21 protein-coding genes and 1 other annotated feature are annotated in these 22,431 nt (G+C 44.9%); of the genes, 9 read left to right on the forward strand and 12 right to left on the reverse strand.

Annotated elements, in window-relative coordinates; genetic code table 11:
• Positions 1-94: 94 nt before the first annotated feature.
• A complete protein-coding gene (locus tag BLQ44_RS13430) occupies positions 95-898 on the forward strand; it encodes an NAD kinase (RefSeq protein WP_093194423.1) in 804 nt (267 codons plus the stop codon).
• A 275-nt stretch (positions 899-1,173) separates the two neighbouring features.
• On the opposite strand, the gene BLQ44_RS13435 is transcribed toward BLQ44_RS13430, so the two are convergent.
• The 5 genes from BLQ44_RS13435 to BLQ44_RS13455 form a co-directional block, all read right to left on the reverse strand.
• A complete protein-coding gene (locus BLQ44_RS13435; RefSeq protein WP_093194424.1) occupies positions 1,174-2,757 on the reverse strand; it encodes an amidohydrolase in 1,584 nt (527 codons plus the stop codon).
• Positions 2,758-3,031: 274 nt separating this feature from the next.
• On the reverse strand, positions 3,032-4,240 hold the full coding sequence (gene thiI / locus BLQ44_RS13440; protein ID WP_093194425.1) for a tRNA uracil 4-sulfurtransferase ThiI: 1,209 nt from the start codon (positions 4,238-4,240) through the stop codon (positions 3,032-3,034).
• Positions 4,241-4,242: 2 nt separating this feature from the next.
• The gene (locus BLQ44_RS13445; RefSeq protein ID WP_093194426.1) at positions 4,243-5,385 is read right to left on the reverse strand and encodes a cysteine desulfurase family protein; all 1,143 of its coding nucleotides are present in this window, start codon (positions 5,383-5,385) and stop codon (positions 4,243-4,245) included.
• 124 nt (positions 5,386-5,509) lie between these two features.
• Positions 5,510-5,821 (reverse strand): hypothetical protein, encoded by a 312-nt coding sequence (locus BLQ44_RS13450; RefSeq protein ID WP_093194427.1) that lies wholly within the window; start codon positions 5,819-5,821, stop codon positions 5,510-5,512.
• Between the two features lie 11 nt (positions 5,822-5,832).
• Positions 5,833-7,521, reverse strand: coding sequence for a septation ring formation regulator EzrA (locus BLQ44_RS13455; protein WP_093194428.1), 1,689 nt, complete (start codon positions 7,519-7,521; stop codon positions 5,833-5,835).
• 166 nt (positions 7,522-7,687) lie between these two features.
• Between BLQ44_RS13455 and hisJ the strand changes: the two genes are divergently transcribed.
• On the forward strand, positions 7,688-8,497 hold the full coding sequence (gene hisJ, locus BLQ44_RS13460) for a histidinol-phosphatase HisJ (protein ID WP_093194429.1): 810 nt from the start codon (positions 7,688-7,690) through the stop codon (positions 8,495-8,497).
• On the opposite strand, the gene refZ is transcribed toward hisJ, so the two are convergent.
• Positions 8,463-9,044 (reverse strand): forespore capture DNA-binding protein RefZ, encoded by a 582-nt coding sequence (refZ, locus tag BLQ44_RS13465; protein WP_176757523.1) that lies wholly within the window; start codon positions 9,042-9,044, stop codon positions 8,463-8,465. The genes hisJ and refZ overlap by 35 nt on opposite strands.
• A 95-nt stretch (positions 9,045-9,139) precedes the next feature.
• Between refZ and BLQ44_RS13470 the strand changes: the two genes are divergently transcribed.
• Both BLQ44_RS13470 and rpsD read left to right on the forward strand, forming a co-directional pair.
• On the forward strand, positions 9,140-9,619 hold the full coding sequence (locus BLQ44_RS13470) for a GAF domain-containing protein (RefSeq protein ID WP_093194431.1): 480 nt from the start codon (positions 9,140-9,142) through the stop codon (positions 9,617-9,619).
• Between the two features lie 312 nt (positions 9,620-9,931).
• Positions 9,932-10,534 carry a 30S ribosomal protein S4 gene (gene rpsD, locus BLQ44_RS13475; protein WP_093194432.1) on the forward strand — a complete coding sequence of 201 codons (603 nt, stop codon included), beginning with the start codon at positions 9,932-9,934 and terminating at the stop codon, positions 10,532-10,534.
• A 214-nt stretch (positions 10,535-10,748) separates the two neighbouring features.
• On the opposite strand, the gene BLQ44_RS13480 is transcribed toward rpsD, so the two are convergent.
• The 3 genes from BLQ44_RS13480 to BLQ44_RS13490 form a co-directional block, all read right to left on the reverse strand.
• On the reverse strand, positions 10,749-11,018 hold the full coding sequence (locus BLQ44_RS13480) for a group-specific protein (protein ID WP_093194433.1): 270 nt from the start codon (positions 11,016-11,018) through the stop codon (positions 10,749-10,751).
• 75 nt (positions 11,019-11,093) lie between these two features.
• Positions 11,094-11,513 carry a hypothetical protein gene (locus tag BLQ44_RS13485; RefSeq protein WP_143004722.1) on the reverse strand — a complete coding sequence of 140 codons (420 nt, stop codon included), beginning with the start codon at positions 11,511-11,513 and terminating at the stop codon, positions 11,094-11,096.
• A 147-nt stretch (positions 11,514-11,660) separates the two neighbouring features.
• Entirely contained in the window at positions 11,661-12,230 is a 570-nt protein-coding gene (locus BLQ44_RS13490; RefSeq protein ID WP_093194435.1) for a hypothetical protein, read from the reverse strand.
• Between the two features lie 361 nt (positions 12,231-12,591).
• On the opposite strand from BLQ44_RS13490, the gene BLQ44_RS13495 reads away from it, so the two are divergent.
• Complete coding sequence (locus BLQ44_RS13495) at positions 12,592-14,109, forward strand: AbgT family transporter (protein WP_093194436.1); 1,518 nt, start codon at positions 12,592-12,594, stop codon at positions 14,107-14,109.
• 98 nt (positions 14,110-14,207) lie between these two features.
• Here BLQ44_RS13495 and BLQ44_RS13500 read toward each other — a convergent pair whose 3' ends face one another.
• Positions 14,208-14,702: a lactoylglutathione lyase family protein gene (locus tag BLQ44_RS13500; protein ID WP_176757528.1), complete on the reverse strand. Its 495-nt coding sequence runs from the start codon at positions 14,700-14,702 to the stop codon at positions 14,208-14,210.
• Positions 14,703-14,824: 122 nt separating this feature from the next.
• Here BLQ44_RS13500 and BLQ44_RS13505 point away from each other — a divergent pair, with 122 nt between their 5' ends.
• Positions 14,825-15,154, forward strand: a complete 330-nt coding sequence (locus BLQ44_RS13505; protein WP_093194438.1) for a winged helix-turn-helix transcriptional regulator — start codon at positions 14,825-14,827, stop codon at positions 15,152-15,154.
• Between the two features lie 108 nt (positions 15,155-15,262).
• Here BLQ44_RS13505 and BLQ44_RS13510 read toward each other — a convergent pair whose 3' ends face one another.
• Entirely contained in the window at positions 15,263-15,448 is a 186-nt protein-coding gene (locus tag BLQ44_RS13510; RefSeq protein ID WP_093194439.1) for a hypothetical protein, read from the reverse strand.
• A 234-nt stretch (positions 15,449-15,682) separates the two neighbouring features.
• Here BLQ44_RS13510 and BLQ44_RS13515 point away from each other — a divergent pair, with 234 nt between their 5' ends.
• A complete protein-coding gene (locus BLQ44_RS13515) occupies positions 15,683-16,843 on the forward strand; it encodes a DUF4317 family protein (RefSeq protein ID WP_093194440.1) in 1,161 nt (386 codons plus the stop codon).
• 38 nt (positions 16,844-16,881) lie between these two features.
• Here the strand turns inward: BLQ44_RS13515 and tyrS are convergent, their stop codons facing one another.
• Positions 16,882-18,150 (reverse strand): tyrosine--tRNA ligase, encoded by a 1,269-nt coding sequence (gene tyrS, locus BLQ44_RS13520; RefSeq protein WP_093194441.1) that lies wholly within the window; start codon positions 18,148-18,150, stop codon positions 16,882-16,884.
• 82 nt (positions 18,151-18,232) lie between these two features.
• Positions 18,233-18,451 (reverse strand) — a binding site (T-box leader).
• A gap of 127 nt (positions 18,452-18,578) precedes the next feature.
• On the opposite strand from tyrS, the gene BLQ44_RS13525 reads away from it, so the two are divergent.
• The gene (locus BLQ44_RS13525; protein WP_093194442.1) at positions 18,579-21,680 is read left to right on the forward strand and encodes a transglycosylase domain-containing protein; all 3,102 of its coding nucleotides are present in this window, start codon (positions 18,579-18,581) and stop codon (positions 21,678-21,680) included.
• Positions 21,681-21,780: 100 nt separating this feature from the next.
• Positions 21,781-22,428, forward strand: coding sequence for a GNAT family N-acetyltransferase (locus tag BLQ44_RS13530; protein WP_093194443.1), 648 nt, complete (start codon positions 21,781-21,783; stop codon positions 22,426-22,428).
• The last annotated feature ends 3 nt before the right edge of the window (positions 22,429-22,431 follow it).

The raw sequence follows: 22,431 nt of genomic DNA on the forward strand, positions 1-22,431 counted from the left end.
CCTTCTTTTCAAATGAGGAAGGTTTGAGGGGGAGAAAGACCGGGATCGATGTGATAAAATGAACAGTGCGAAAGAAATCAAAGGAGGTAGCTTTATGGCAGATCAAAGAAGAAACTTATATTTTTATTATCCCCCGAGCGAAGAGACCGATGAAAAATTAAAGCCGGTCAAAGATTTGGCCAACGAAAATAATTTCACTATCGTTGAAGACGACAAGGATGCAAACATCATCATTTCTGTCGGCGGAGATGGAACATTTCTGCAAGCTGTCAGGAAAACCGGCTTCCGTCAGGACTGCCTCTACCTAGGAATCCGTCAGGGAGAAGAAGCAGGTCTTTACTGCGACTTTGAACTCGACAACTATGAACAGATGGTTACGAGTATGCTGAACGATGAAATCGAAGTAAGACGCTTCCCACTGATTGAAGCTACGGTGAACGATGAGTCGACATTCCTTTGCCTGAATGAATGCAGCGTGCGTTCATCTCTCATCAAAACGATTGATATCGACGTGAACATCGATGACCTCGAGTTCGAACGATTCCGAGGTGATGGTCTTATCGTATCTACTCCGACAGGAAGCACTGGTTACAGTAAATCTACCAAAGGAGCCGTCGTCGATCCTCTTCTGCCTTCTATGCAAGTGAGTGAACTGGCTTCATTAAATAATAATCGTTTCCGTACACTCGGCTCTTCCTTTATCCTCAGCGGAGAAAGAAAACTGCGTCTCGGCGTGCGTCAAGACGGGAATGACTTCCCTATCGTAGGCATGGACAACGAGGCCTACTCCATCCGTAACATCAAAGATATCGAAGTGGCGATCAGTGATAAAGTCATCAAAACGGTGAAACTTAAGGGCAACTCCTACTGGCACCGTGTTCAGCGCACATTTTTATAAAAAGCAGAGATCACTATTAAAGACGAACGGGAATCTTCCCCGTTCGTCTTTTACATGAATCATTTATGTTGTTTTGTTCATATTTGAGCTTCCTTGACGTGTTATGGAATGCTATTTTAAAAAATCAGAGCGAAAACACCGTATAAAAGTCTTAATCAGGTGATTTTCGTAACTATATTTCATGAAAAGACTTCATACTAAAAGTTATAAGATGTTTTCTCGCTAATTCAGGTCAGAACTTCCCCATAACTGAGGAGAAGCGAGAGCTCCTTTTTCTACTTCTCATACATAACGTCGCCATCAACGATCGTCATCAGAACGACAGCATCCGCTACTTCGTGAGGGGCCAGGGAGAACAGGTCACGGTCGAGTATAGTGAAATCTGCGACATAGCCTTCCTTGATCATCCCCTGCTCCCTTTCTTTCCCGACAGCATGAGCGCTCCCTTTGGTGTACAAAGAAATCGCTTCATACATGGATAGCTTTTCTTCTTCCTGATAGACTTCATAATCCTGTGTGGCTCTCCGGTCCACAGCAGCTCGGATGCCCATTAACGGATTCACTTCCTCGATCGGTGCATCAGAACCTCCAGCGATAAGAATCCCTTTGTCATATAATGTTTTCCAGGCATACGATTTCTTCAACCGCTCCTCGCCGAGACGGTCGATCACCCACGGAAAATCAGATGCCACGAAAGAGGGCTGAATATCGAGTACCACGGATAAGGACTGCAATCGCTCAATCAGGTCGTCATTCAGAATTTGGGCGTGGATAATTCTGTCCCTCAAGCCTTCTTTAACCGGAAATCGTTCCATCCTATCCACGACGGCTTCCACTGCCCCATCTCCAATAGCATGTACAGCGACGGGCATGCCTTTTCCTCTCGCCCTTTGAAAAAGGGAATCGAGGCCTTCTCCACTATGAATCGTCACTCCACTATGGGAGGGATCGTCTTGGTAAGGAGCGGTCAACCAGGCCGTGCGACCTCCAAGAGCACCATCAGAGAATACCTTCATCGCTCCCAATTCCACAAAGGCAGTGCCATCGCCAAACGTTAACCCCTCCTCTTCCATTTCATCGACAGCTTTATGATGGACGAGCAGATTCGCACGAAACTTCCTTTCGGTTCCGTCTATGACTTTGTGGAAGGCGTCCAGAGTCTTCCGGAACCCTCCATAGTAATACAAATCTTCCGTATGCCCTCCCACGAGACCACGGGCATACATATCTTCCACAGCCTGGGTCAGTGCCTGTTCCAAATACGCAGGCGACACTTCCGGCATCGCTTTCTTGATATAGTCCTGGGCCTCGTCATGGAATAATCCGTTCAATCCTCCGTCATCTTTCTCGATTTTTCCTCCTTGAGGATCAGGTGTCGTTTCTTTTACACCAGCAAGTTCTATGGCTTTTGAATTGGCAACTAGAGCGTGCCGACAAATTCTCGAGAGCATAACGGGGTGCTCAGAAGTCACTTCATCCAATTCATCTTTATGAATAGGTTCCCTTTCCACCCATTGATTCTCATTGAACCCTTCACCGATCACCCATTCTCCAGCGGGTGTCTTCCCTGCATGCTGTTTCAATGCCTGAAGTACTTCATGCTTCGATTTCATAAACGATAGATCGAGGCGTAGCAATCGTTCACCGTGCATGATCATATGTAAATGACTATCCGTGAACCCCGGATACATCACAGCACCATTCAAATTATGCTCTTGAATAATTTCCTTTTCATACTGATGATATAGCTTCTCTGTCGTGCCACTATCAATGATCTTCCCTTTCCGGACCACAATAGCTTCTTCCCAATCTCCCTCCTGGATCATTGTATATATTTTGCCACCGTACCAAATTTCCAATGGATTTCCTCCTTTACTCAAATCATGATGATAATGCTTTTCTTCTATAAAAAAACTCTACCTAAAGCTTCCGCTGTGTCACATTATACACAGGTAGGAAGCGAATAGGTAGAGAAAAAAAGTGGAGCCACCCCGCTTAGAAGCTCTGAGCTAAGCAGTCCTGTCAGATAAAAGTGTCCTTTCTTTTTTCTGATTGGGCTGTTTAGCTCACGGGCTTCTGGGTGGCAAAGCTAGATTGAATAAGTGGAAGCGATAGCTAATAGTGCAGGGTAATTTAAAATAAATCGGAGAAGTCCTCCGTCTGCTTCGAAGCCTCTTTGCCGTCGATATGAACGACCTCTCTTGCGCCCAGCGCTTTCTCGAGGTCTTCCGTGAAATCAGCGGACTGTTCGATTGCAATCGTCTTATCACGATCCGGTTTCGTCTTCGGTTCTTTCGGAACGAAAATCGTGCAGCAATCTTCATAAGGACGGATCGAAATGTCGTAGGTGCCTATTTTCTTCGCAATATCGATGATTTCAAGCTTGTCCATAGTAACGAGAGGTCGGATGACAGGGTAATTAGTGACTTCGTTGATCGTATTCATGCTTTCCATCGTCTGACTCGCAACCTGACCGAGACTTTCACCGGTAGTAATAGCAAGAGCCCCTTCTTCTTTTGCGATGCTTTCGGCGATCCGCATCATCATTCGTCTCATGATCGTCATCCCGTAACTGTCAGGAAGTTCGCGATAAATCTTCTGCTGGATTTCCGTAAAAGGTACGACATGTACTTTTATACGCTTTCCATAGACAGAGAGCTCCTGAGCAAGATCAAGTACTTTCTGCTTGGCACGTTCACTTGTGTAAGGAGGAGAATGGAAATGGACCGCTTCTATTTCCACGCCTCTCTTCATCGTCAGGTAACCGGCAATTGGAGAATCAATGCCGCCGGATAGCATAATCATGGATTTCCCTGTACTACCGATAGGAAGCCCCCCGGCCCCCCGATAGTCTCCCGCCGTTACATACGCACCTTCATGTCTGATTTCAACTTTAAGTTCAACATCAGGCTGATGGACATCTACACTGATTCCGTCCACATTTCTCAGAATGTGACCACCGAGCATCGGATTCAATTCATCAGAAGACACAGGGAAAGATTTATCTGCACGTTTTGCAGAGATTTTGAACGTTCGTGCACCTTTCTCTTCCCTGATGGCAGATAGGACCGCTTCTTTCAACTGCTCCACATCATTTTCCGTATGAATGGCAAAGCTGAGGCTGTAAATGCCGAAGACCTGCTGGCAAGCTTTCATTACTTGATGAGGATCTTCTCCATTCAGCAATACATACATACGTCCTCTCGTCTTTTTTACGACCGCTTTTTTGAAACCATGCAGCCTGTATTGGACGTTTTCGAGCAGCTGTCGCTCGAAATGTTTTCTATTCTTTCCTTTCAGCGCCATTTCGCCGAAACGTATTAATATATGATCGAATTGCATCGTTACACCTCCGAAATTTGCACTAAAGAATCCCGTACTTCTTTTAATATTTCAAGGAACGTATCAAGTTCCTCTTTCGTCGTTTCATAAGAAAGGCTTATACGCAAAGCGGATGTCGCTATTTCTTCTTTCGCTCTGCAAGCTTCAAGCACCGCACTTCTGTCGGGTTCCTTGGAAGAACAGGCAGATTTGGTGGAAATGTAAACCTCTCTTTTCGCAAGGGCGTGAATGATAGCTTCCGGCTTATAGCCCGGCATAGAGAAATTAATGATATGGAATGCCCCATGCTTCGGCGAGTTGACAACCACCCCGTTCAATTCTTCAAGCGAGTCATATAGATGGTCGTGAAGTTCCATGAGTTCACTTTTCTTACGAAGCTTTTCTTCATCTATCATCCGGAGTGCTTTCGTGAAAGCGACAATGCCAGGAAGGTTTTCCGTACCTGCACGGATACCCTGCTCCTGACCTCCTCCATGATTCAAAGGGAAGAGACGGACATTGTCCTTTTTGTAAAGCACCCCGGTACCTTTCAACCCATGGATCTTATGGCCGGAAACAGAACACAAATCGACACCCGCTTCCTGCAGGGATAAATCGATCTTTCCCTGACCCTGGACATGATCCACATGAAAATAGATCTTAGGATAAGAGCGCAGAATATCACCGATTTCCTTCAAAGGTTGGATCGAGCCGATTTCATTATTGACGGACATAATGCTTACGAGAATCGTGTCTTCTCGTATGGATGCGTGTACATCTGCAGGCGCCACGTGCCCGTATTCATCTACATCTACATAGGTGATTTCAAACCCGAAAGATTCGAGGGACTCGAAGGTCTCCAGTACGGACGGGTGCTCCACCCTTGTAGTGATCAAGTGCTTCCCACGGGACATATGCATAAAAGCAGTTCCTTTGATTGCGAGGTTATTGCTTTCTGTTCCGCCGGAAGTGAATATGACTCTTCCCTCCTGTCCACCTAGTATAGATGAAACACGTTCTCTCGATGCCTCGAGCAATCTCTCCGCTTCCCCACCCAAGGGATGGATTGAGGATGGGTTGGCGAAGTAACGCTCGGATGTCTGCCGAAACGTATCAAGAACTCCGGAAAAAGGGTGGGTCGTTGCACTGTTATCCAAGTAGATCATAGGAGATGCTCCTTTACGTTCATAATTGCAATCAATTATGTTAACACAGTTATTCCATTTAATCCACTTCTCCATACAAAAAGCCTGTCGATATTCATCGACAGGCAGCATTTGCACTTGTTCTTCATCCATTCGAATCCAGCGAACGGAGGACCGTATCGATACTGACCCTTCCGTTATCCGCTACATCCTTCTTCCACTCATCCGTAATCACTTGTTCCCCGAAAACGGTGCGCGCTTTGTTGCTGGATCGCAGCTCGTTTATCTTTTCTGATACCCCTGCAAAATCGATGTTTTCCTCCAGCTTCACGGGAGTCCTCATCTGTGAATGCTCCTCACTACCGGAAAGATCATCACCAGGGATCACCAACAAAATAACGACACTCCACGTTAGCACCGTCAGCGTTCCAAGTCCGTACATGATCACCTTTTTCATATTACCTCTCCTTAGACAGTGACCTCCTCCTGTTTACGGAGACGGTCGACTACGCCAGGCTCTATTTGTTCCAGAACCTCTGAAGCACGATCGAAGGCACGAGCATACTCGTAGGATCTGAAATCCTTTTCCGCTTCAGTCAGTTCTGCCGCTACAAGGGGATAAGAGGTACGATACTTATTTCCATACTGGATCAGAATTTCCGTAAGATGCGCCAGTTCAATGACTGTCTTCGCCTGTTCAAAGGCTTGATCTGCAGAGGCTTCGGCTTCGTTCAACCGTTTATTGACTCTTGTCATATCCAGCGGCTGTTCCTTGACAGCTTCGAAAGCCTTATCAATGGAAAGCTGGGCCTCCTCCATCGCTTCAAACAATTCATTCGGAATTCCGGGCAGATTACTCCGTTTCAGTTTTCTATTCGTATCCGAAATCGTCTGCTCCATGGTATGGATTTTCTCTTTCGCGTTTTTTTCATCTTTCCTCAATTCTTCCAGCCGTGATTCTACATAAGCTTTCTCTTTTTTCAATAATTCCAGGTCTTCTTTATCCTGAGTTAATCGGTCTAATATACTAGAAAAAGATGTATAACCATCAGCCATTCGTCCCCTTATCTCTTCATCGGCTTCTTTCAGTTTATTTAAAGTACCTTTCACCTGACGAAAGGCTTCAAGGTCCTCTTCACTGAATTGATAGGTCTCTCTGACTACTTTTGCTTCTTCCTCAATTTCACGTATATCAAACGTCAATTCCTCAAGTTCCTGGTAAAAAGGTTCGTAATTCTTTATTACCGACTGATGAGCTACCGCTTCACCTTCTAGAAGGTGGTACATTTCCCCGATACGGGCCTCTATGTCCTGAATCGCTTCATAGTCGATCTCTTCACCGGCTTCCATCTTCTCTACATACACAGGAAGTTCTTCCTGATACTTATGTACTTCTTCTTCAAACCCTAAATGTTCTATCCGGTATCCTTCCTGTTTCATTTCCTGAATGCCTCGTTCTAATTCTTCGCACTGCTGAGGAAGATCGCGTTTACACTTCCGCAACAACTCTGGAAAATGAGAGGTTTCTTCATCCAGCTGCTTCACATCTTCGCGTACAGAACGAATCAACTCTTCAGCTTCCAGGTAATTCCCTTCTTCTGTAAGATTTTCGAACTGTTTCACTTTTTCTTCCGTGTCATCGAGTCGCTTTTCGAAATGGTGGACAGCCTGGCCGTAACTGTATCGATTCTTTATGAGACGCTGCTTTAATCGATCTACTTCCGGTTTCAACGCCTCAGCCTCGATACGGCTGGTTTTCTCAGAATCGAGAAGAGAATTCAACTCCTCCAGCATTTCTTTGATTTCATCTTCGACGTGCTGCAATTTACTCTCTGTGTGTGCTTTCTGTCTCTTGATCTTCTTGAATCCGAACTTATCGACAGCCTCTTCCATATCGAAAAGGTCATCCTCCATATCGGGAAGTGTTCTCGTCAGTATATGCTCCCAACGATCCCTCCACTTCTCGAAACGCTCCTGCGTCTCTCCGGAAAGATTGAGCTGTTTCACTTTGGACAACTCTTCCGCGATATTCCTGTTCATGATATCCAATTTCCACGCTTCCAATCGATCGATCTCATCATACACGCGCTTTCTCCATATGAAGCCCGCGATGATAAGGGCAATTATAAGTATAATTGCACCCACTACATACTTCATCAAAAACCCCTCCTTACCACGCACCGGAACCTACGTTCGGAACCGATTCTCGCACTGTTTCATTACTTTTTATGATACCATTAATTCGATGCTTTTGGCTAAAATAATTGAAAATTCTCCCGGGATGTTTCAATGAATCTCCCAGTTATAGAAAGGAAGTGCTCATATGAAAGATGGACACGTCCACACGCCCTTCTGCCCACACGGAAGCGGCGACTCTCTGAAATCTTATGTAGAGCGGGCCATCGCACTCGGTTATACATCTATGACATTCACGGAACACGCGCCCCTTCCGAATAGTTTCATCGATCCTGTGCCTGACAAAGACAGTGCAATAGCACTAAGTCAGATGGAAAACTACCTGAAAGCCATAGATGAAATCAAAACTGCATACAGAGATGATCTGACTATACTTACAGGACTTGAAGTCGACTACATTCAAGGATATGAAGAGGAAATACGTAAGTTCCTCGACGAATACGGGCCACATCTCGACGACAGTATTCTTTCCGTCCACTTCTTAAAAGGGGAGACGGAATGGCACTGCATAGACTTCAACCCTGAGGCCTTCAACCGAGCTTCGCGTGACCTCGGAGGAGTCCAGGCGATATACAAGAAGTATTACGAACAGGTGAAGCACTCCGCGATGGCTGATATCGGTAAATACAAACCCAGTCGGATCGGCCACATTTCTCTGGTACGCAAGTTCCATCACCTTTACCCGTCCCCTCCCGGGTGGAATGATATGGCCGAGGAAATACTTCCCGTGATCAAAGATAGAGAGATGGCCCTTGACTATAATGGAGCAGGCTATAAAAAAGAACACTGCCGGGAACCTTACCCGCCTTCTTCGATCGCCCGGAAAGCTTTCGACCTTGGAATTCCTCTCGTATACGGATCAGACGCACACACAGCAGCCGGCCTCCATGCAGGGAGAGAAGTCATGGATGAACGTCTCTTCCATAGCACTGATTGACATACTTGGTATACGTATCCACGAAATGTTGTTTCGCTTCCATGCTTCTTCGCTCTTCCCGTTGATTCCAAGGAGTAGTGAACGGAGCCTGGAGCACCCCTTTGATCTGAATCAGCTTCAACTCCTGGTCGTAAGTCAAATCCGAGACGTCGTCCACACGAAAAAGAATATTCGCCCATAGATAATCCTCTTTGGCAATATACGTCACAAGCACTTCTCTCAGGAACGTAGAGTCGATCATCATCTCTCTGTGAACGAAACAAGACAGTTGATAATTATCCATTTTATAATGTAGAATTTTCTTAATTATCATGTGGAACGATTCCTCACGGTAATCTTCCAGCAGTTTCAAGTTCGCTTCGAGATGGTCGATGACAATCGTCTCGAACAGCCCCTGTTTCCCTTGGAAATAATAGCTGATCAGAGAAATATTGACACCCGCTTCTTTAGCGATGTCCCGCACGGAAGTCGCATGGTATCCTTTTTGGAAAAATAGCCTCCCGGCGGCCTGGAGAACTTTCTCTTTTGACGGAGATGGCTTTTTCATCGGTTGCGGTCTCCCTTCTCTCCTGTTATTATTTCGTGAAACAGTTCGAAATCCCTGCAATTTCATCACTATTTGACGAAAGGAGTTTTATCTCTATGTTTCAATCTATCACGTATACCGGTACGAGGGAACAGAATTACGACCTCGTGCTGAAACAGTTGAAAGCACTTATCGAAGATGAACCGAATGCGATCGCCAACCTATCCAACGCTTCCGCTTTACTGAATGAGTTCCTCGATGATGTGAATTGGGTCGGTTTCTACGTCATGGAAGAAGGGGAACTCGTCCTCGGACCGTTCCAGGGACTGCCGGCATGTGTTCGCATCAAACCTGGAAGCGGTGTATGCGGAACGGCTGTATCTGAACAGAAAACGCAGCGCGTGGAGGACGTCCACGCTTTCCCTGGTCATATCGCATGCGATGCAGCCAGCCAATCAGAGATTGTCGTCCCTCTCATGAAGAACGGCGAAGTGTACGGAGTGCTTGATATCGACAGTCCTTCCCTCAACCGCTTCGACGAAACGGATGAGAAGTACCTGAAGGAATTTGCCCATATTCTTGAACAATATATCTAAGGTAGTGCTTAAACTCTTCTCTATATAATAGGGAAGAGTTTTTTCGTGTCCGGGCTTTCACCCGATTCAATGAGAAAACCTTTCGCACCCTCTTGACTTTCTATTACGTGGAAGGTACAATATCCTTTGTGTAAAATAAACGGCAGCCTAAGTGAACCGTCATTGTCTGCATTTTGTTCCTCTTCTATGAAGAGGTGTATCGAGTAACCCTTTGCTGCTGGGGCGATGGTACATGAAAACATAATGTGCAATGGATCAGGGACACACTGTTTTTATTTTATGCAAATAAAATAAGTAAAGGAGGAAATCCCAATGGCACGATATACAGGTCCAACTTGGAAAAAATCACGTCGCTATGGTATTTCTTTAAGTGGAACAGGTAAGGAGCTCGAAAAACGCCCTTACGCTCCAGGAGAGCATGGTCCAAACCAACGTAAAAAACAATCTGAATACGGTACTCAGCTTCAGGAGAAGCAGAAGCTCCGTTTCATGTATGGTCTGACTGAGCGTCAATTCCGTCGTCTCTTCGATCAGGCTGCAAAAATGAAAGGTGTTCATGGTGAGAACTTCATGATTCTTCTTGAATCCCGCCTGGACAACCTAGTGTACCGTCTCGGACTTGCTCGCACTCGCGCGCAGGCTCGTCAGCTAGTAACACACGGTCACGTAACAGTAGATGGTGGTCGCGTCGATATCCCATCTTACCGCATGAAGCCTGGTCAAACGATCAGCCTTCGTGAGAAATCTCAAAACTTGAGCGTTGTAGTAGATGCACTTGAAGCGAACAACTTCGTACCAGAGTATCTTTCTTTCGACGAAGAGAAGCGTGAAGGTTCTTACACTCGTTACCCTGAACGTTCTGAGCTTCCTTCCGAAATCAGCGAAGCGCTTATCGTTGAATTCTACTCCCGTTAATCGATTCGGGATGAATACAGACACACAAAAAGCCTTGAAAATGCTGTTATACCAGTGTTTTCAAGGCTTTTTCTTTTATCTTCTATCATGCAGGGAAATGCACGAAAATAAGCCGTTTTGCGGCAGGACTGCGGCTAGTAATGCGCGGGGTGGGCACATGGAAAGAAGGCTTTATATCAATGTTTTTCGGCTCTTTCATTTTTTGTAACAGATATTATCTCTTCTCCTTCATCCATGTAAGCAAAAACTGTTTCATTTCTTCAGCAGGAAAGTACCACTTTGATTCGATTTTTACTTTCGGACAACGTTCGTCGAAAAAGAAATGTTCTTGCATAGTGTTCCAGCTCATGCACGTTCTTCGCATTAGTTCCTTGTTGTCCCAGAACACCATTTCTTTATCTGTCGCTTCGATAGCTTCCTTTAATCTTTTTTGTATTTCCTCTGGGATCCGTTCTTCATCCACACTTATGTTTACATCAACCATTTTCTCCTGCTTCCCTTTAAAACACTAAAACCACCTTTCTAAAATATGAAAAGGCGGTTCTATATTTATCATTAATTATTCTTTCTTGATATTTAGAAATTCAAGAATTTGATTATTTAACTCTTCTGCTCTTTCTATTGATTCATATAGTTCTTTCTTTAGTTGTTCCTTATCTTCCTCATTTGAGATAAGCTCATTTTTATTAATATCTATATAAAAATCAAACCCCGAAAATTCATACTTTAAAGCATCGAAATCCTCATCTATCTTGTCGGGCACATTACTTAAAGAGATATTTCCTAATCTTTCTCTAGTTTTTTCAAGCAATTTGTCATTAACTTGCTCTAAAGGCCCCATAGACAATTTTTTTTCTAACGAAGAATGAAAAACCTTTAATTGCTTAAGTGAAATTGAAACCCATCTTTCGGCTTCTCTATACTCTCTTTTAAATATTTCCTTCCTCTCTTTTTTGTTTTGTGAGAACTCCATTTTCAATAATAGATAAGCACCGAAGATACCTAGCAATGAACCAGAAAAAGCCCCGATCGATTGTATAATTGCATCTGAAGAAACACAGTTCCAAAAGCCTTCACAGTTCTGTACAGTGATAGTTAGCTGCCCCCTTCACGAGACTTTAACCACTCATTCAAACTCTTGCATTTCCTTGTATCTCTTCACTGCCTCACTATCTTGTAGAACTTTGAACAATTCAATTTGCTTCTTTTCACTTAGAGCTTGAATTTCCAGCTGATCGTTTTGCGAAATAGGGTTATTACTCGATATAAGCCTTCTCACAAATTCAGTAAGTGGCTCTCCTATAGCTCTCTGATAATTAAAACCTAACGTTTGAAGAATGTTAAAGGTTTCTTTAGATAGTAAAGGTTTAACATCATCAATACTTTTCTCTTCGTCTTCATTATTAGACTGCAATCTCTTTAGTAGAGGCAGAAAATTCTCTGATATGTACTCAATATCCTCTTCTGAAATTCTTTGAGATACTAACTGATCTTGATACATTTGAACGACTTGGGCCAATTGGTTCTTATCTTCAATTAATTCGTTGATAATTTCATTTAATACGTTTATTGTTTCTTTATCATTTTTCGATTCTCTAGCTACTCTAACACGATCTCTGATACTTTCTGCTGTATTTTTTGCCATAACTTTAGCCATATCTACACCTGCTTTTGTCACTACCGGGTCTTCCAACATAATAATGCCTCCTTAAAATTATCATAGATAAAAAGCCTTACATGAAATATCTTCGACAAAACCCTATATTTTCCTGCAAAACCCCCCCATTATGGTGACTCTTCGAGAATGATTTTACACCCGCTGAGGATGGCGTAACTCACTTTCTAAAGGAAACCCCAGGCGCATTCCCTTAGTCATGCTTTATAATCCATTTTTAATTGTATAGTAAGTGACCTTTTAGAAACATTAACTTTTATACTATTGGTGCCACAAAAAGAGTAGCCCATATTTTTAACGAAGCTAAATACATTGACTTTTAAAAGAATGATTGATACGTTTAATGCCGACTAAAATGATAAGGTTTAAAGGAGAATTACACATGTCAGACAATCAGGAGAATATCTCTGCTCCCAGAAAGGTTTTATTCCGCATATTAGATGGAATTGAGTGGCTTGGAAATAAGCTTCCTTCTCCTCTATTATTATTCGCTATATTAGCATTCATTGTTATCGTCGTTTCAGGAATCTTCTCCGGAGTTTCCGTCACGAATCCTACGACTTCCGAAACCGTAGAGGTCAAAAACCTCTTCAGTACCAGCGGGCTCGAGTACATATTCAATAGTGCTGTAGAAAACTTTATAGGTTTTCCACCACTAGGTGCTGTGCTCGTGACAATGCTTGGTATCGGACTGGCGGAACAGACGGGGCTCATCCATTCTTCGTTGAAAGGTATCGTGTTCAGCGTGCCGAATCGTCTATTAACAGCCGCGCTTGTGTTTGCAGGTGTTATGTCAAGTCTTGCTGTAAATGCAGGGTATGTCGTACTACCTCCCCTCGGCGCAGTATTGTTCCTAGGGCTCGGACGTCACCCACTGGCTGGTCTTGCTGCGGCATTTGCCGGTGTTTCCGGAGGGTTCGGAGCGAACTTGGCACTCACTTCTACGGATGCAATTCTTCAGGAGCTCACCGTGGAAGCAGCTCGTACCATCGATCCTGCATATGCTGACACGATTACAGTAACGATGAACTACTTTTTCGCCGCAGCGTCCGTATTCTTGGTTACGTTCATCGGTACCATCGTCACCGACAAAATCGTCGAGCCTCGTCTCGGGACTTATAAAGGGGAGGAACAAGGTGACTTGGATGAATTGACGGCTCAGGAAAAACGGGGCATGCGTCTGGCTGGGCTCGGTTTCCTCGTTACATTTGCCATCATGGTCTACTTATCCCTTGGACCGCTCCGTGGGGATGGGGCATATATAGACTCTCCGTTCTTCAACGCGTTGGTCTTTGTGATTTTCATTCTTTTCTTTGTGCCGGGTCTGATCTACGGGGTTGTATCCAAAGAGATACAGAACGATAAAGACCTGACAAAGTTGCTCGGAAAAACGATGGCGAGCATGAGTGGATACATTGCGCTAGCTTTCACAGCCGGGCAGTTCATCGCTTACTTCCGGGAAACGAACCTCGGAACCGTCATTGCGTTCAACGGCGCCGAGTTTTTACAGGACACAGGATTTACAGGAGTCGGCCTGATTCTCACCTTCATGGGAATTACGATGGTCGTCAATTTCTTCATCGGGAGTTCCTCCGCTAAATGGACAATCCTGGCACCGGTATTCGTTCCGATCATGATGAACCTTGATTATTCACCGGAGTTCACGACGTTGCTATACAGAATCTCTGACTCGGTCACGAACATGGTCACACCATTGCTACTGTATTTCCCTGTCATTATCGCATTTGCTCAACGTTATGATAAAAAGGTCGGCATTGGTACGTTGATTTCTATGATGATCCCTTATTCCATCGCTTTTCTATTAGGATGGCTCGTTCTTCTACTCATCTGGGTACTACTAGGAATCCCGGTTGGACCAGGTGCACCGATCTCTTATTAAAACCTACAAAATAGCCATGAGTTTAAACTCATGGCTATTATTTATTCCAATGAAAAACCGCACTGCTAAAGAGCAGCACGGCACGAATAGGTCGAAAATCAGTAGGCCCCTTCTGAATAGGTGAGCTCGTAACTATGGGTATAGATTTCAAAGATATTACCGAACGGATCTTCGACATATACCATTTTGAATGGTTTCTCTCCCGGATAGTACTCCCTGATGGGCATTCGTTGCTTCCCACCATTCTCTTTGATTTTCTCTACGATACCTTCTATATCAGGATCCTGTATACAGAAATGAAAAATTCCGGTCTTCCAATATTCGAAGTTGTTCTCCGGTTGTTCGTTTTCCGGGAACTCGAACATTTCGATTCCGATTTTATCCCCAGTCGCTAAATGGGCAATCCTGAATTGGTCCCACTCTTCCCCGAATACATCACGGCACATCTGGCCTATCGGCGAATCATCATTCTTTACTACAGACAGTTCCATTATGGTATACCATCCGAACACTTCTGTATAGAAACTGACAGCGTCCTCCAGATTCGGTACTGACAATCCTATGTGAGAAAATGACCTTGGATATGGTTTCATCATGTATGATTCCTCCTTAGTTTCTTTAGCTGGACTCATCCATTATAATTCGTGGTAGATACTTTCGTAAGTATGCACTTTTATGTAAGATGCTAACCTGAAAGTAAGAAAGGGTGACTCCTATGACTACTCCCATAGACGAAAACGGAAAATTGAAATGCTCGATCGAATATACGATGAAGAAAATCGGCGGTAAGTGGAAACCGGTAATCCTATGGCACTTAGGGGCAGACGGGACACTCAGATATAATGAACTTCGGAGGCTTCTTCCCGGTGTTTCCCACAAAGTTCTGAGTCAGCAGCTGAAGGAACTGGAGGAGGATCGATTCATAGACCGGGTGTCTTATAATACCATCCCTCCTAAAGTAGAGTATTCTATGACAGATGTAGGAAGAACGATCATGCCTATTCTGGAACAGATGCATATTTGGGGAGCCGAACATCAATCCTGAAATATATAATTAAAAACACCCCAGGCTATCCAATTATAGTTGATTGGATAGCCTGGGGTGTTTTCCCTTTTCACTTTTCATTGTTGCCTAATTTCCAGAAAGGAACTATCATTCCTCCTCCCCTTCCAACTGATCTTTCAACTCACCTTCAATCATCATCGTAGTGGCAATCAGCATTGCCCCGCCTATTCCCATTCCAATACTGACAATGCTGGTGTGACGACTTGTATATAATAAGAAACAGACAATGACCACGACCAAAGCAATCATTCTTGCAGTCCGAAAGAGATCCATTCTTCACACTCCTCCTCTCTTCCATCTATAAGTATATCTTCCCTTCACTCAAGATAATTGACGAATCCTTACTTTTTTCATACTGACTTCCAATGGTTCAGGAACCATTCCTCAAATCACCCTCACTTCTATTTTCACAGAAATACAAATTCATAAACCAAAAGGCACCTTACTGAAAGACTTCAATGAAGGTATAATGATGTATGTGTGAATCACTTTCAGGAGGTAACTTATATGGATAAAAAAGATATCGCTGCCCTGCGCAGACAATTAAAAACAGATACAGACCTGCTCAACATCCAGGACTTGTTCACGGTATATATCATGAAAGAAACGTCAGAACCTTTCCACGCCCAACACCAGAAGTTCGAGATGCTAGAAAAGGAGCAGCAGGAACTCTTCATGCAGAATTTCAAAAAGCTCCTCTCCGGCCAGCTGGATGAGAAATTGTTCGAACTGAAGTTCAGACGCGACACGGAAGAACCTACCCAGCTTCTGTTACATAAAAGCTTACTCAGTAATGATACAGAAGAATGGATCTCTCAAATGCTTCAGATGACAGAGAAAATCATGAATGAGCGTGCTTATGAAAAAGACATCGTCATCACGTTCGTCAAAGGGGAATACCTCAAAACGACGAAACCTTCCTCGGAAACAGAGGAAAGCGACCGCGACACGATGCTCTCGAGCCAATTCATGCTGTGCAGCATCAATCAGACAGAACCTCCGGAAAGAGAGATCCAGTTCGATTATGTCGAGAAAACATTCAAATATAAAGTGGACGTGGACCCTGTCATCGATCTCAAGAAGCCGCTCACCGGTTTCCTTTTCCCTGCTATAACCGACGGGGCATCTGACGTGAACCGCGTGCTCTACTCTGCCGGCAAACCGAATGAACCGGATCCTCACTTTGTAGAAGAGGTGCTTGAAGGAGAAAAAACGATGACAGCCAAGGAAGACAAAGCTGTATTCGAAGAGGTCATCAAAGATGTCGTCGGTGATCACGTAAGTCCCTCTACACTTTCAAGTGTATACGAAGACATCAACTATACCATTGAAGGCAGTGACGATGATGATACGCCTAAACTGGACTATAAAGATATCGGTAACTTTCTCAACAAGAACGGCCAGGAAGTCGAAGAGGAGAAAGTGAAAGCGGCGTTCCATAAATTCACGGATGAGGATTCCTATGAGCTGAAAGCGACTAGTGTCCTACCGAAATACAATTCGAAATCCATTAAAATCAATACGAAAGTCGCCAACATATCGATCAGTCCGCAAGACCTTCCCCACGTTAAACAAGTGAATAGGGATGGCAAACGCTATATCATGATCGAAGTAGAAGAAGATGCGGAAATCGATGGATTCAAAATGTTGCCGGAAGAGTGGGAATAAGAAAGGCAGAGGTGCATTATCGCACCTCTGCCTTTTCTTTACTTATATTGAATGAAGAAATACTTCTTCTTCCCGCGGCGGATGATCGTGTATTTCCCTTCGATCTTATCCGCTTCGCCAAGTTCATGGCTTGTCTCCTGGTTTCTTTCTCCGTTGATGTAGATCGCACCGTTCGAGATATCTTCTCTCGCCTGGCGCTTGGAGGATGAGATACCAGCTTCTACCAGAAGGTCCACCAGACGCTTCCCTTCTTCTTCCACAGTATGACTAGGCACACCTTTGAACCCTTGCTCGATCTCTTCGGCGTTCAATGCCTTGATGTCTCCACTGAACAGAGCTTCCGTAATCTTTTGTGCCTGCTCGAGTGCTTTTTCATCATGTACGATTTTGGTCATTTCTTCAGCCAGACGTTTCTGGGCGGTACGTTTCTCCGGCTGTTCCTCAACTTCTTTACGCAGTTCTTCGATTTCCTCAAAATCCAGGAACGTAAAGTAGTGGAGGAACTTGAGGACATCGCGGTCGTCCACGTTCACCCAGAACTGGTAGAACTCGTAGGGACTAGTCTTCTCCGGATCGAGCCAGATTGCTCCGCCAGCTGTCTTACCGAATTTCGAACCGTCCGCTTTCGTAATAAGCGGCATCGTCAGTCCGTAGGCTTCCACTTCTTCTTCACCGGCAGCTGAACGGCGAAGAAGTTCAAGACCAGCAGTGATATTCCCCCACTGATCGCTTCCACCGAGCTGAAGCGTACAGTTCTCTTTTTCATAGAGCTTCTGGAAATCAAGTGACTGGAGAATCATGTAGGAGAATTCTGTGTAGCTGATTCCGTTCTCGATACGTGATTCCACAGAATCTTTCGCAAGCATGTAGTTGATGCCGAAATGCTTCCCGGTGTCACGGAGAAAATCGATGATTGTCATCTCAGACAGCCATTCATGGTTATTCCTTGCGACTGCTGCGTTTTCCCCTTCATCGAAGTTGAGAATCTTCGCCATCTGATCCTTGATCCGCTCACTGTAGCCTTTAACGACTTCCTGAGAGTTCAACTGTCTTTCTGTTGAACGTCCACTCGGATCACCGATCATACCGGTTCCTCCACCTACAAGTGCAATTGGACGATGACCTGCCTTCTGGAAACGTTTGAGCATCAATATAGGCAGCAAGTGACCGATATGCAGACTATCCGCTGTCGGGTCGAACCCGCAGTACAACGTTACCTGGTTCTTATCCAGGTGGTTTCTCAGACCTTCTTCATCGGTCACCTGGTTGATCAATCCTCTTTTTGTCAAATCGTCTAAAATGTGCATGCTGTTCACCTCTTCAATTAATATTCATCTGATTTCTACTTTCTCGGTTCTGCCACTAAAAAAAGACCTGCGTCCCCCTGAATAAAGGGACGAGGTCTTATGATCGCGGTACCACCCTGGTTGCACATATCTGTGCCACTTCATTTCGATAACGACTGCATGGTGTGCAACCGTCTTCTGATTCGTACCAGAAGATGCTCCCGGGCGTACTTCGATTCTAATCCTCTATCGATTCTCACCAGCCATCGACTCTCTGTCCAGAGGTTTTTTAGTCTCTACTTCAACCGTTCTTCGCTTTGTCAGATTCAATTATGTAATCATTTTTATCACAAATTCTAGTAGAAAGCAATTATTCTCTTCGACAATCTATATCTGAAAAAGAGATTATGGTATAATATTCAGTGTTATTTTAGGGGGTTTTTATAAACATGAAGTGGAACAAGGAAAAACTTAGACAACGTTGGAATGATGGAACGATTTTCAAGTATACACGAATCACTTATGACGTAGCATGGAATATCCTGCTGTTCTTTATCATTATCGGTGTAGTCGGACTCTTTTTCGCGGGAGGCGTAGGAGCTGGATATTTCGCTTCTCTAGTAAAAGATGAACCGGTGAGAAGTGAGCAAGAACTGACGCAGAGTATCTACAACTATGAAGAGACTTCGGAATTGTATTTCAGCAACGGACAATTCCTCGGAGATGTACGTTCTGACCTGTACCGGGAAGAGGTTCAGTTAAGTAACGTCAATGATAATCTGGTGAATGCTGTAATCGCCACAGAAGACGAGAATTTCAATGAGCATAACGGCATCGTCCCTAAGGCTCTCTTCAGAGCAGTAGTGCAGCAAGTCACCAACTCCAACACGAAGACGGGTGGTAGTACACTCACCCAACAGTTGGTTAAAAACCAGATACTGACGAACGAAGTATCGTTTGAACGGAAAGCGAAAGAAGTTCTTAACGCAATGCGGATCGAGCACTTCTTCGATAAAGATCAGATTCTTGAAGCTTACATGAACATCGTGCCTTTTGGCAGAAATGCGAATGGACAGAACATTGCAGGTGTTCAAAGTGCTGCTCAAGGAATTTTCGGTAACGATGCCAGTGAGCTGAACGTACCTCAAGCAGCTTTCATTGCCGGTTTACCCCAGAACCCTTTCACCTATACGCCGTTTCAGAATTCCGGTGGAGTCAAAGCAGAAGAAAACCTCCAGGCAGGAATTGAACGTATGAAAGAAGTACTGGAGCGCATGTACGAAAAAGGATACATCACAGAACGCGAATATGAGGTAGGCATGAATTACGATCTAGCAGCCAATCTTGCTTCTCCTCAACCACTCCCGAGTTCTGACTATCCTTGGGTAACACGTGAAGTTCAGGACAGAGCTCAGGAAGTCCTGTTAGAGCAACTCGCCAAAGACGATGGTCATACAATGGAAGACCTTCAGAATGATGAGAAATTAATGCAAGAATACAGTACGCTTGCATCACGAAGACTGGCCACGGGCGGATTGAAAGTTCATGCCACCATCGATAAAGAAGTATACGATGTCATGCAGGACGTGAAAAATAATTATAACAACTATGACACGTGGCGGACGGTTCTCGTGGATGACCCTGAGACAGGGAATAAAGTCGAAAAAGAAATCCCAGTCGAAGTCGGAAGCGTGCTCCAGGAAAACTCAACAGGAGCGATCATCGGCTTCATCGGAGGAAGAGATTTCGACCTTCAGCAGTTGAACCACGCTACACAGGCAAGACGTTCGAATGGTAGTACGATGAAGCCTCTGCTCATCTATGGACCGGGAATGGATCTCGGAGCCATCCAACCTGGATCGGTATTTGCAGACATCCCTTATTCCTACCCTAGTACAGGAGGAGAGCTCAGTAACTACGGAGGTGGATATAAAGGGTTCGTTTCTGCCAGATATGCTTTGGCCAAGTCCTATAATATTCCCGCTGTTAAAGCATATAACAAGATCGTCGGTCAGAACCCTGCAGGTAAGTATCTGGAGAACATGGGTTTTGAAGCATTGACGGCCGAAGATAAACAAAACCTTTCAGCCGGACTTGGTGCTACAAATAATGGTGTTACTATCGAAGAAAACACCAATGGCTATGCAACTTTCGGGAACATGGGAACCTTCGTCGATGCGTATATGATCGATAAGATCGAAACGAAAGACGGCGAAGTTCTATACCAGCATGAGAAGAAGACGAATAAATTGTTCAGCGATCAGACTTCCTACCTGCTACTCGATATGATGCGTGATGTCATGCAATACGGTACGGCAGCCGGTCTTAAGAATCAGCTGACGAACCCGGGTGTAGACTGGGCCGGTAAGACAGGAACATCACAGGAGTATAAAGACACATGGTTTGTAGCGACGAACCCGAACGTCACGATGAGCATGTGGATGGGATATGACTTTCAGGAACAGTTGAACCGCTACGGCTACAGCTCAAGAAACACCGGGCTTTGGGCAGATGTCGTCAATGCCGTATCTGAAATCCGGCCGGAGTTGATGGTGCCGGACCAAGGATTCGATCGTCCATCCGGCATTGTAAGTCGCTCTTACTGTGCAACGTCGGGACTGTTGGTTTCTGACTTGTGTGCATCGGTCGGCTTAGCAGAAAGTGATATTTACAATGCGAACTACGTACCGAGCCAGAGAGACGATAGCCTGATGAATGGAGATTTCGTCCGTGTGAAAGGCGATCTTGCTATTGCAGGCCCTAGCACTCCGGGTGAATTCATCATTAACGGCGGCGGCGTTACGCTTAAGCCTGAATTCCTGGAAGAGAATGGATATGATACTGCGGAAGAACTGCAGCACCTGATTCCGGACACAGGAGCATGGTCCAATGTGGCATTGCCATCCGGAGGTGCATCAGGTGTATCTCAAGGAGTAGCGAATGACGGGCAGGCCCCATCTGCACCAGGTGGCGTCAGTGCCAGTGGCTCTACGCTCTCATGGGGAGCATCCCCTAGCAGTGATGTTGTCGGGTACAGAATCTACCGCGCCAGCACTCCAGAAAGTGGATTTGCTTTCCTAGGCAGTACGACTTCCACTTCCATCAGTTTCTCTGGAAGAGAAGGTTTATATGCTGTCCGTGCCGTAGACTACTTCGGACAACAATCCGGGCTCTCAAGCGCCCTTACTATTGGTAACCCAGGGGCACCTGAGCCAGAACCAGAGCCGGACCCTGCGCCTGCTCCAGATCCTGATCCAGATCCGAATGGTGGAAATTCAGGTGGATCATCTTCCGGTGGTACTAACAATCCCGGCGGTGGTAATGATTCCGGAAACGATGGATCTTCAGGAAATGACAATGGGAATTCCGGCGGTTCTTCCGGTAACGGATCCGACGGAAGCGGTGATTCCGGAAACCAGGGCGGAGCCTCTGAAGGAGAAGGTTCCGGCCAAGGAGATGGAAGCGAAGGAGGATCTTCCGGAGGTAGTTCAGAAGGAGATTCTTCGGGAGGACAAAGCTCAGAAAGCGACTCCTCAGGCACAGAAGAATAATAACTCAGAAAGCCGTTTGAAAAGAAGTAAATCTTTTCAAACGGCTTTTTTATCGGTAGAATGTAAGTAGACGGAACATTTTCAGTGAGGTGGTGGATAAGTGGAACATAAAAAGAAATATTTTGAGCGTCGATTGAAAACGGATACAGGAGAACTGATTATCGAAGGTCCTCTTTCTTCTGAAGAATTGGACCAGTATACGTTCCATGAACAACTGACGGCCTTTCGTCCTCCAAAGAAACAATTCGAAGCTATCAAAGGCATTGCTGATCTGCCTGAAGGACGGATCATCATCGCCCGTTTTGAAGAATCTATTGTCGGGTATGTCACCTACCTACATCCGGACCCTTTGGAACGTTGGTCCGAAGGTAAAATGGAGAACCTCATAGAACTGGGTGCAATTGAAGTGATTCCTGGATTCAGAGGGTACCGGGTCGGTTCTCACTTGCTGGAAATTTCCATGCTCGACGAATACATGGAGAACTACATAGTCATTTCAACGGAATATTATTGGCACTGGGACCTGAAAGGTACGGGACTTAGTATCTGGCAGTACCGGAAAGTTATGGAGAAGATGATGGGAGCAGGTGGATTAAAGCCTGCACCAACGGATGATCCTGAAATCATTTCCCACCCTGCCAATTGTCTTATGGTTCGCATAGGAAAAAATATCGGAGGGTCTGATATAGAGAAATTTGACCGTCTGCGTTTTTTAACGAAGCATCAGTACAAACAGAGGGGGTTTTAATAA

Source organism: Salimicrobium halophilum (genome assembly GCF_900100295.1).
GTDB lineage: Bacteria > Bacillota > Bacilli > Bacillales > Halobacillaceae > Salimicrobium > Salimicrobium halophilum.

What these genes read in the sequence shown, in the direction of transcription:
- thiI (WP_093194425.1), bottom strand. Translation starts at nt 4,240, where the DNA reads ATGCAATTCGATCATATATTAATACGTTTCGGCGAAATGGCGCTGAAA.
- hisJ (WP_093194429.1), top strand. Translation starts at nt 7,688, where the DNA reads ATGAAAGATGGACACGTCCACACGCCCTTCTGCCCACACGGAAGCGGC.
- BLQ44_RS13430 (WP_093194423.1), top strand. Translation starts at nt 95, where the DNA reads ATGGCAGATCAAAGAAGAAACTTATATTTTTATTATCCCCCGAGCGAA.
- BLQ44_RS13455 (WP_093194428.1), bottom strand. Translation starts at nt 7,521, where the DNA reads ATGAAGTATGTAGTGGGTGCAATTATACTTATAATTGCCCTTATCATC.
- tyrS (WP_093194441.1), bottom strand. Translation starts at nt 18,150, where the DNA reads ATGCACATTTTAGACGATTTGACAAAAAGAGGATTGATCAACCAGGTG.
- BLQ44_RS13450 (WP_093194427.1), bottom strand. Translation starts at nt 5,821, where the DNA reads ATGAAAAAGGTGATCATGTACGGACTTGGAACGCTGACGGTGCTAACG.
- BLQ44_RS13505 (WP_093194438.1), top strand. Translation starts at nt 14,825, where the DNA reads ATGACTACTCCCATAGACGAAAACGGAAAATTGAAATGCTCGATCGAA.
- BLQ44_RS13515 (WP_093194440.1), top strand. Translation starts at nt 15,683, where the DNA reads ATGGATAAAAAAGATATCGCTGCCCTGCGCAGACAATTAAAAACAGAT.
- BLQ44_RS13525 (WP_093194442.1), top strand. Translation starts at nt 18,579, where the DNA reads ATGAAGTGGAACAAGGAAAAACTTAGACAACGTTGGAATGATGGAACG.
- BLQ44_RS13490 (WP_093194435.1), bottom strand. Translation starts at nt 12,230, where the DNA reads ATGTTGGAAGACCCGGTAGTGACAAAAGCAGGTGTAGATATGGCTAAA.
- BLQ44_RS13500 (WP_176757528.1), bottom strand. Translation starts at nt 14,702, where the DNA reads ATGAAACCATATCCAAGGTCATTTTCTCACATAGGATTGTCAGTACCG.
- BLQ44_RS13470 (WP_093194431.1), top strand. Translation starts at nt 9,140, where the DNA reads ATGTTTCAATCTATCACGTATACCGGTACGAGGGAACAGAATTACGAC.
- BLQ44_RS13495 (WP_093194436.1), top strand. Translation starts at nt 12,592, where the DNA reads ATGTCAGACAATCAGGAGAATATCTCTGCTCCCAGAAAGGTTTTATTC.
- rpsD (WP_093194432.1), top strand. Translation starts at nt 9,932, where the DNA reads ATGGCACGATATACAGGTCCAACTTGGAAAAAATCACGTCGCTATGGT.
- refZ (WP_176757523.1), bottom strand. Translation starts at nt 9,044, where the DNA reads ATGAAAAAGCCATCTCCGTCAAAAGAGAAAGTTCTCCAGGCCGCCGGG.
- BLQ44_RS13445 (WP_093194426.1), bottom strand. Translation starts at nt 5,385, where the DNA reads ATGATCTACTTGGATAACAGTGCAACGACCCACCCTTTTTCCGGAGTT.
- BLQ44_RS13480 (WP_093194433.1), bottom strand. Translation starts at nt 11,018, where the DNA reads ATGGTTGATGTAAACATAAGTGTGGATGAAGAACGGATCCCAGAGGAA.
- BLQ44_RS13510 (WP_093194439.1), bottom strand. Translation starts at nt 15,448, where the DNA reads ATGGATCTCTTTCGGACTGCAAGAATGATTGCTTTGGTCGTGGTCATT.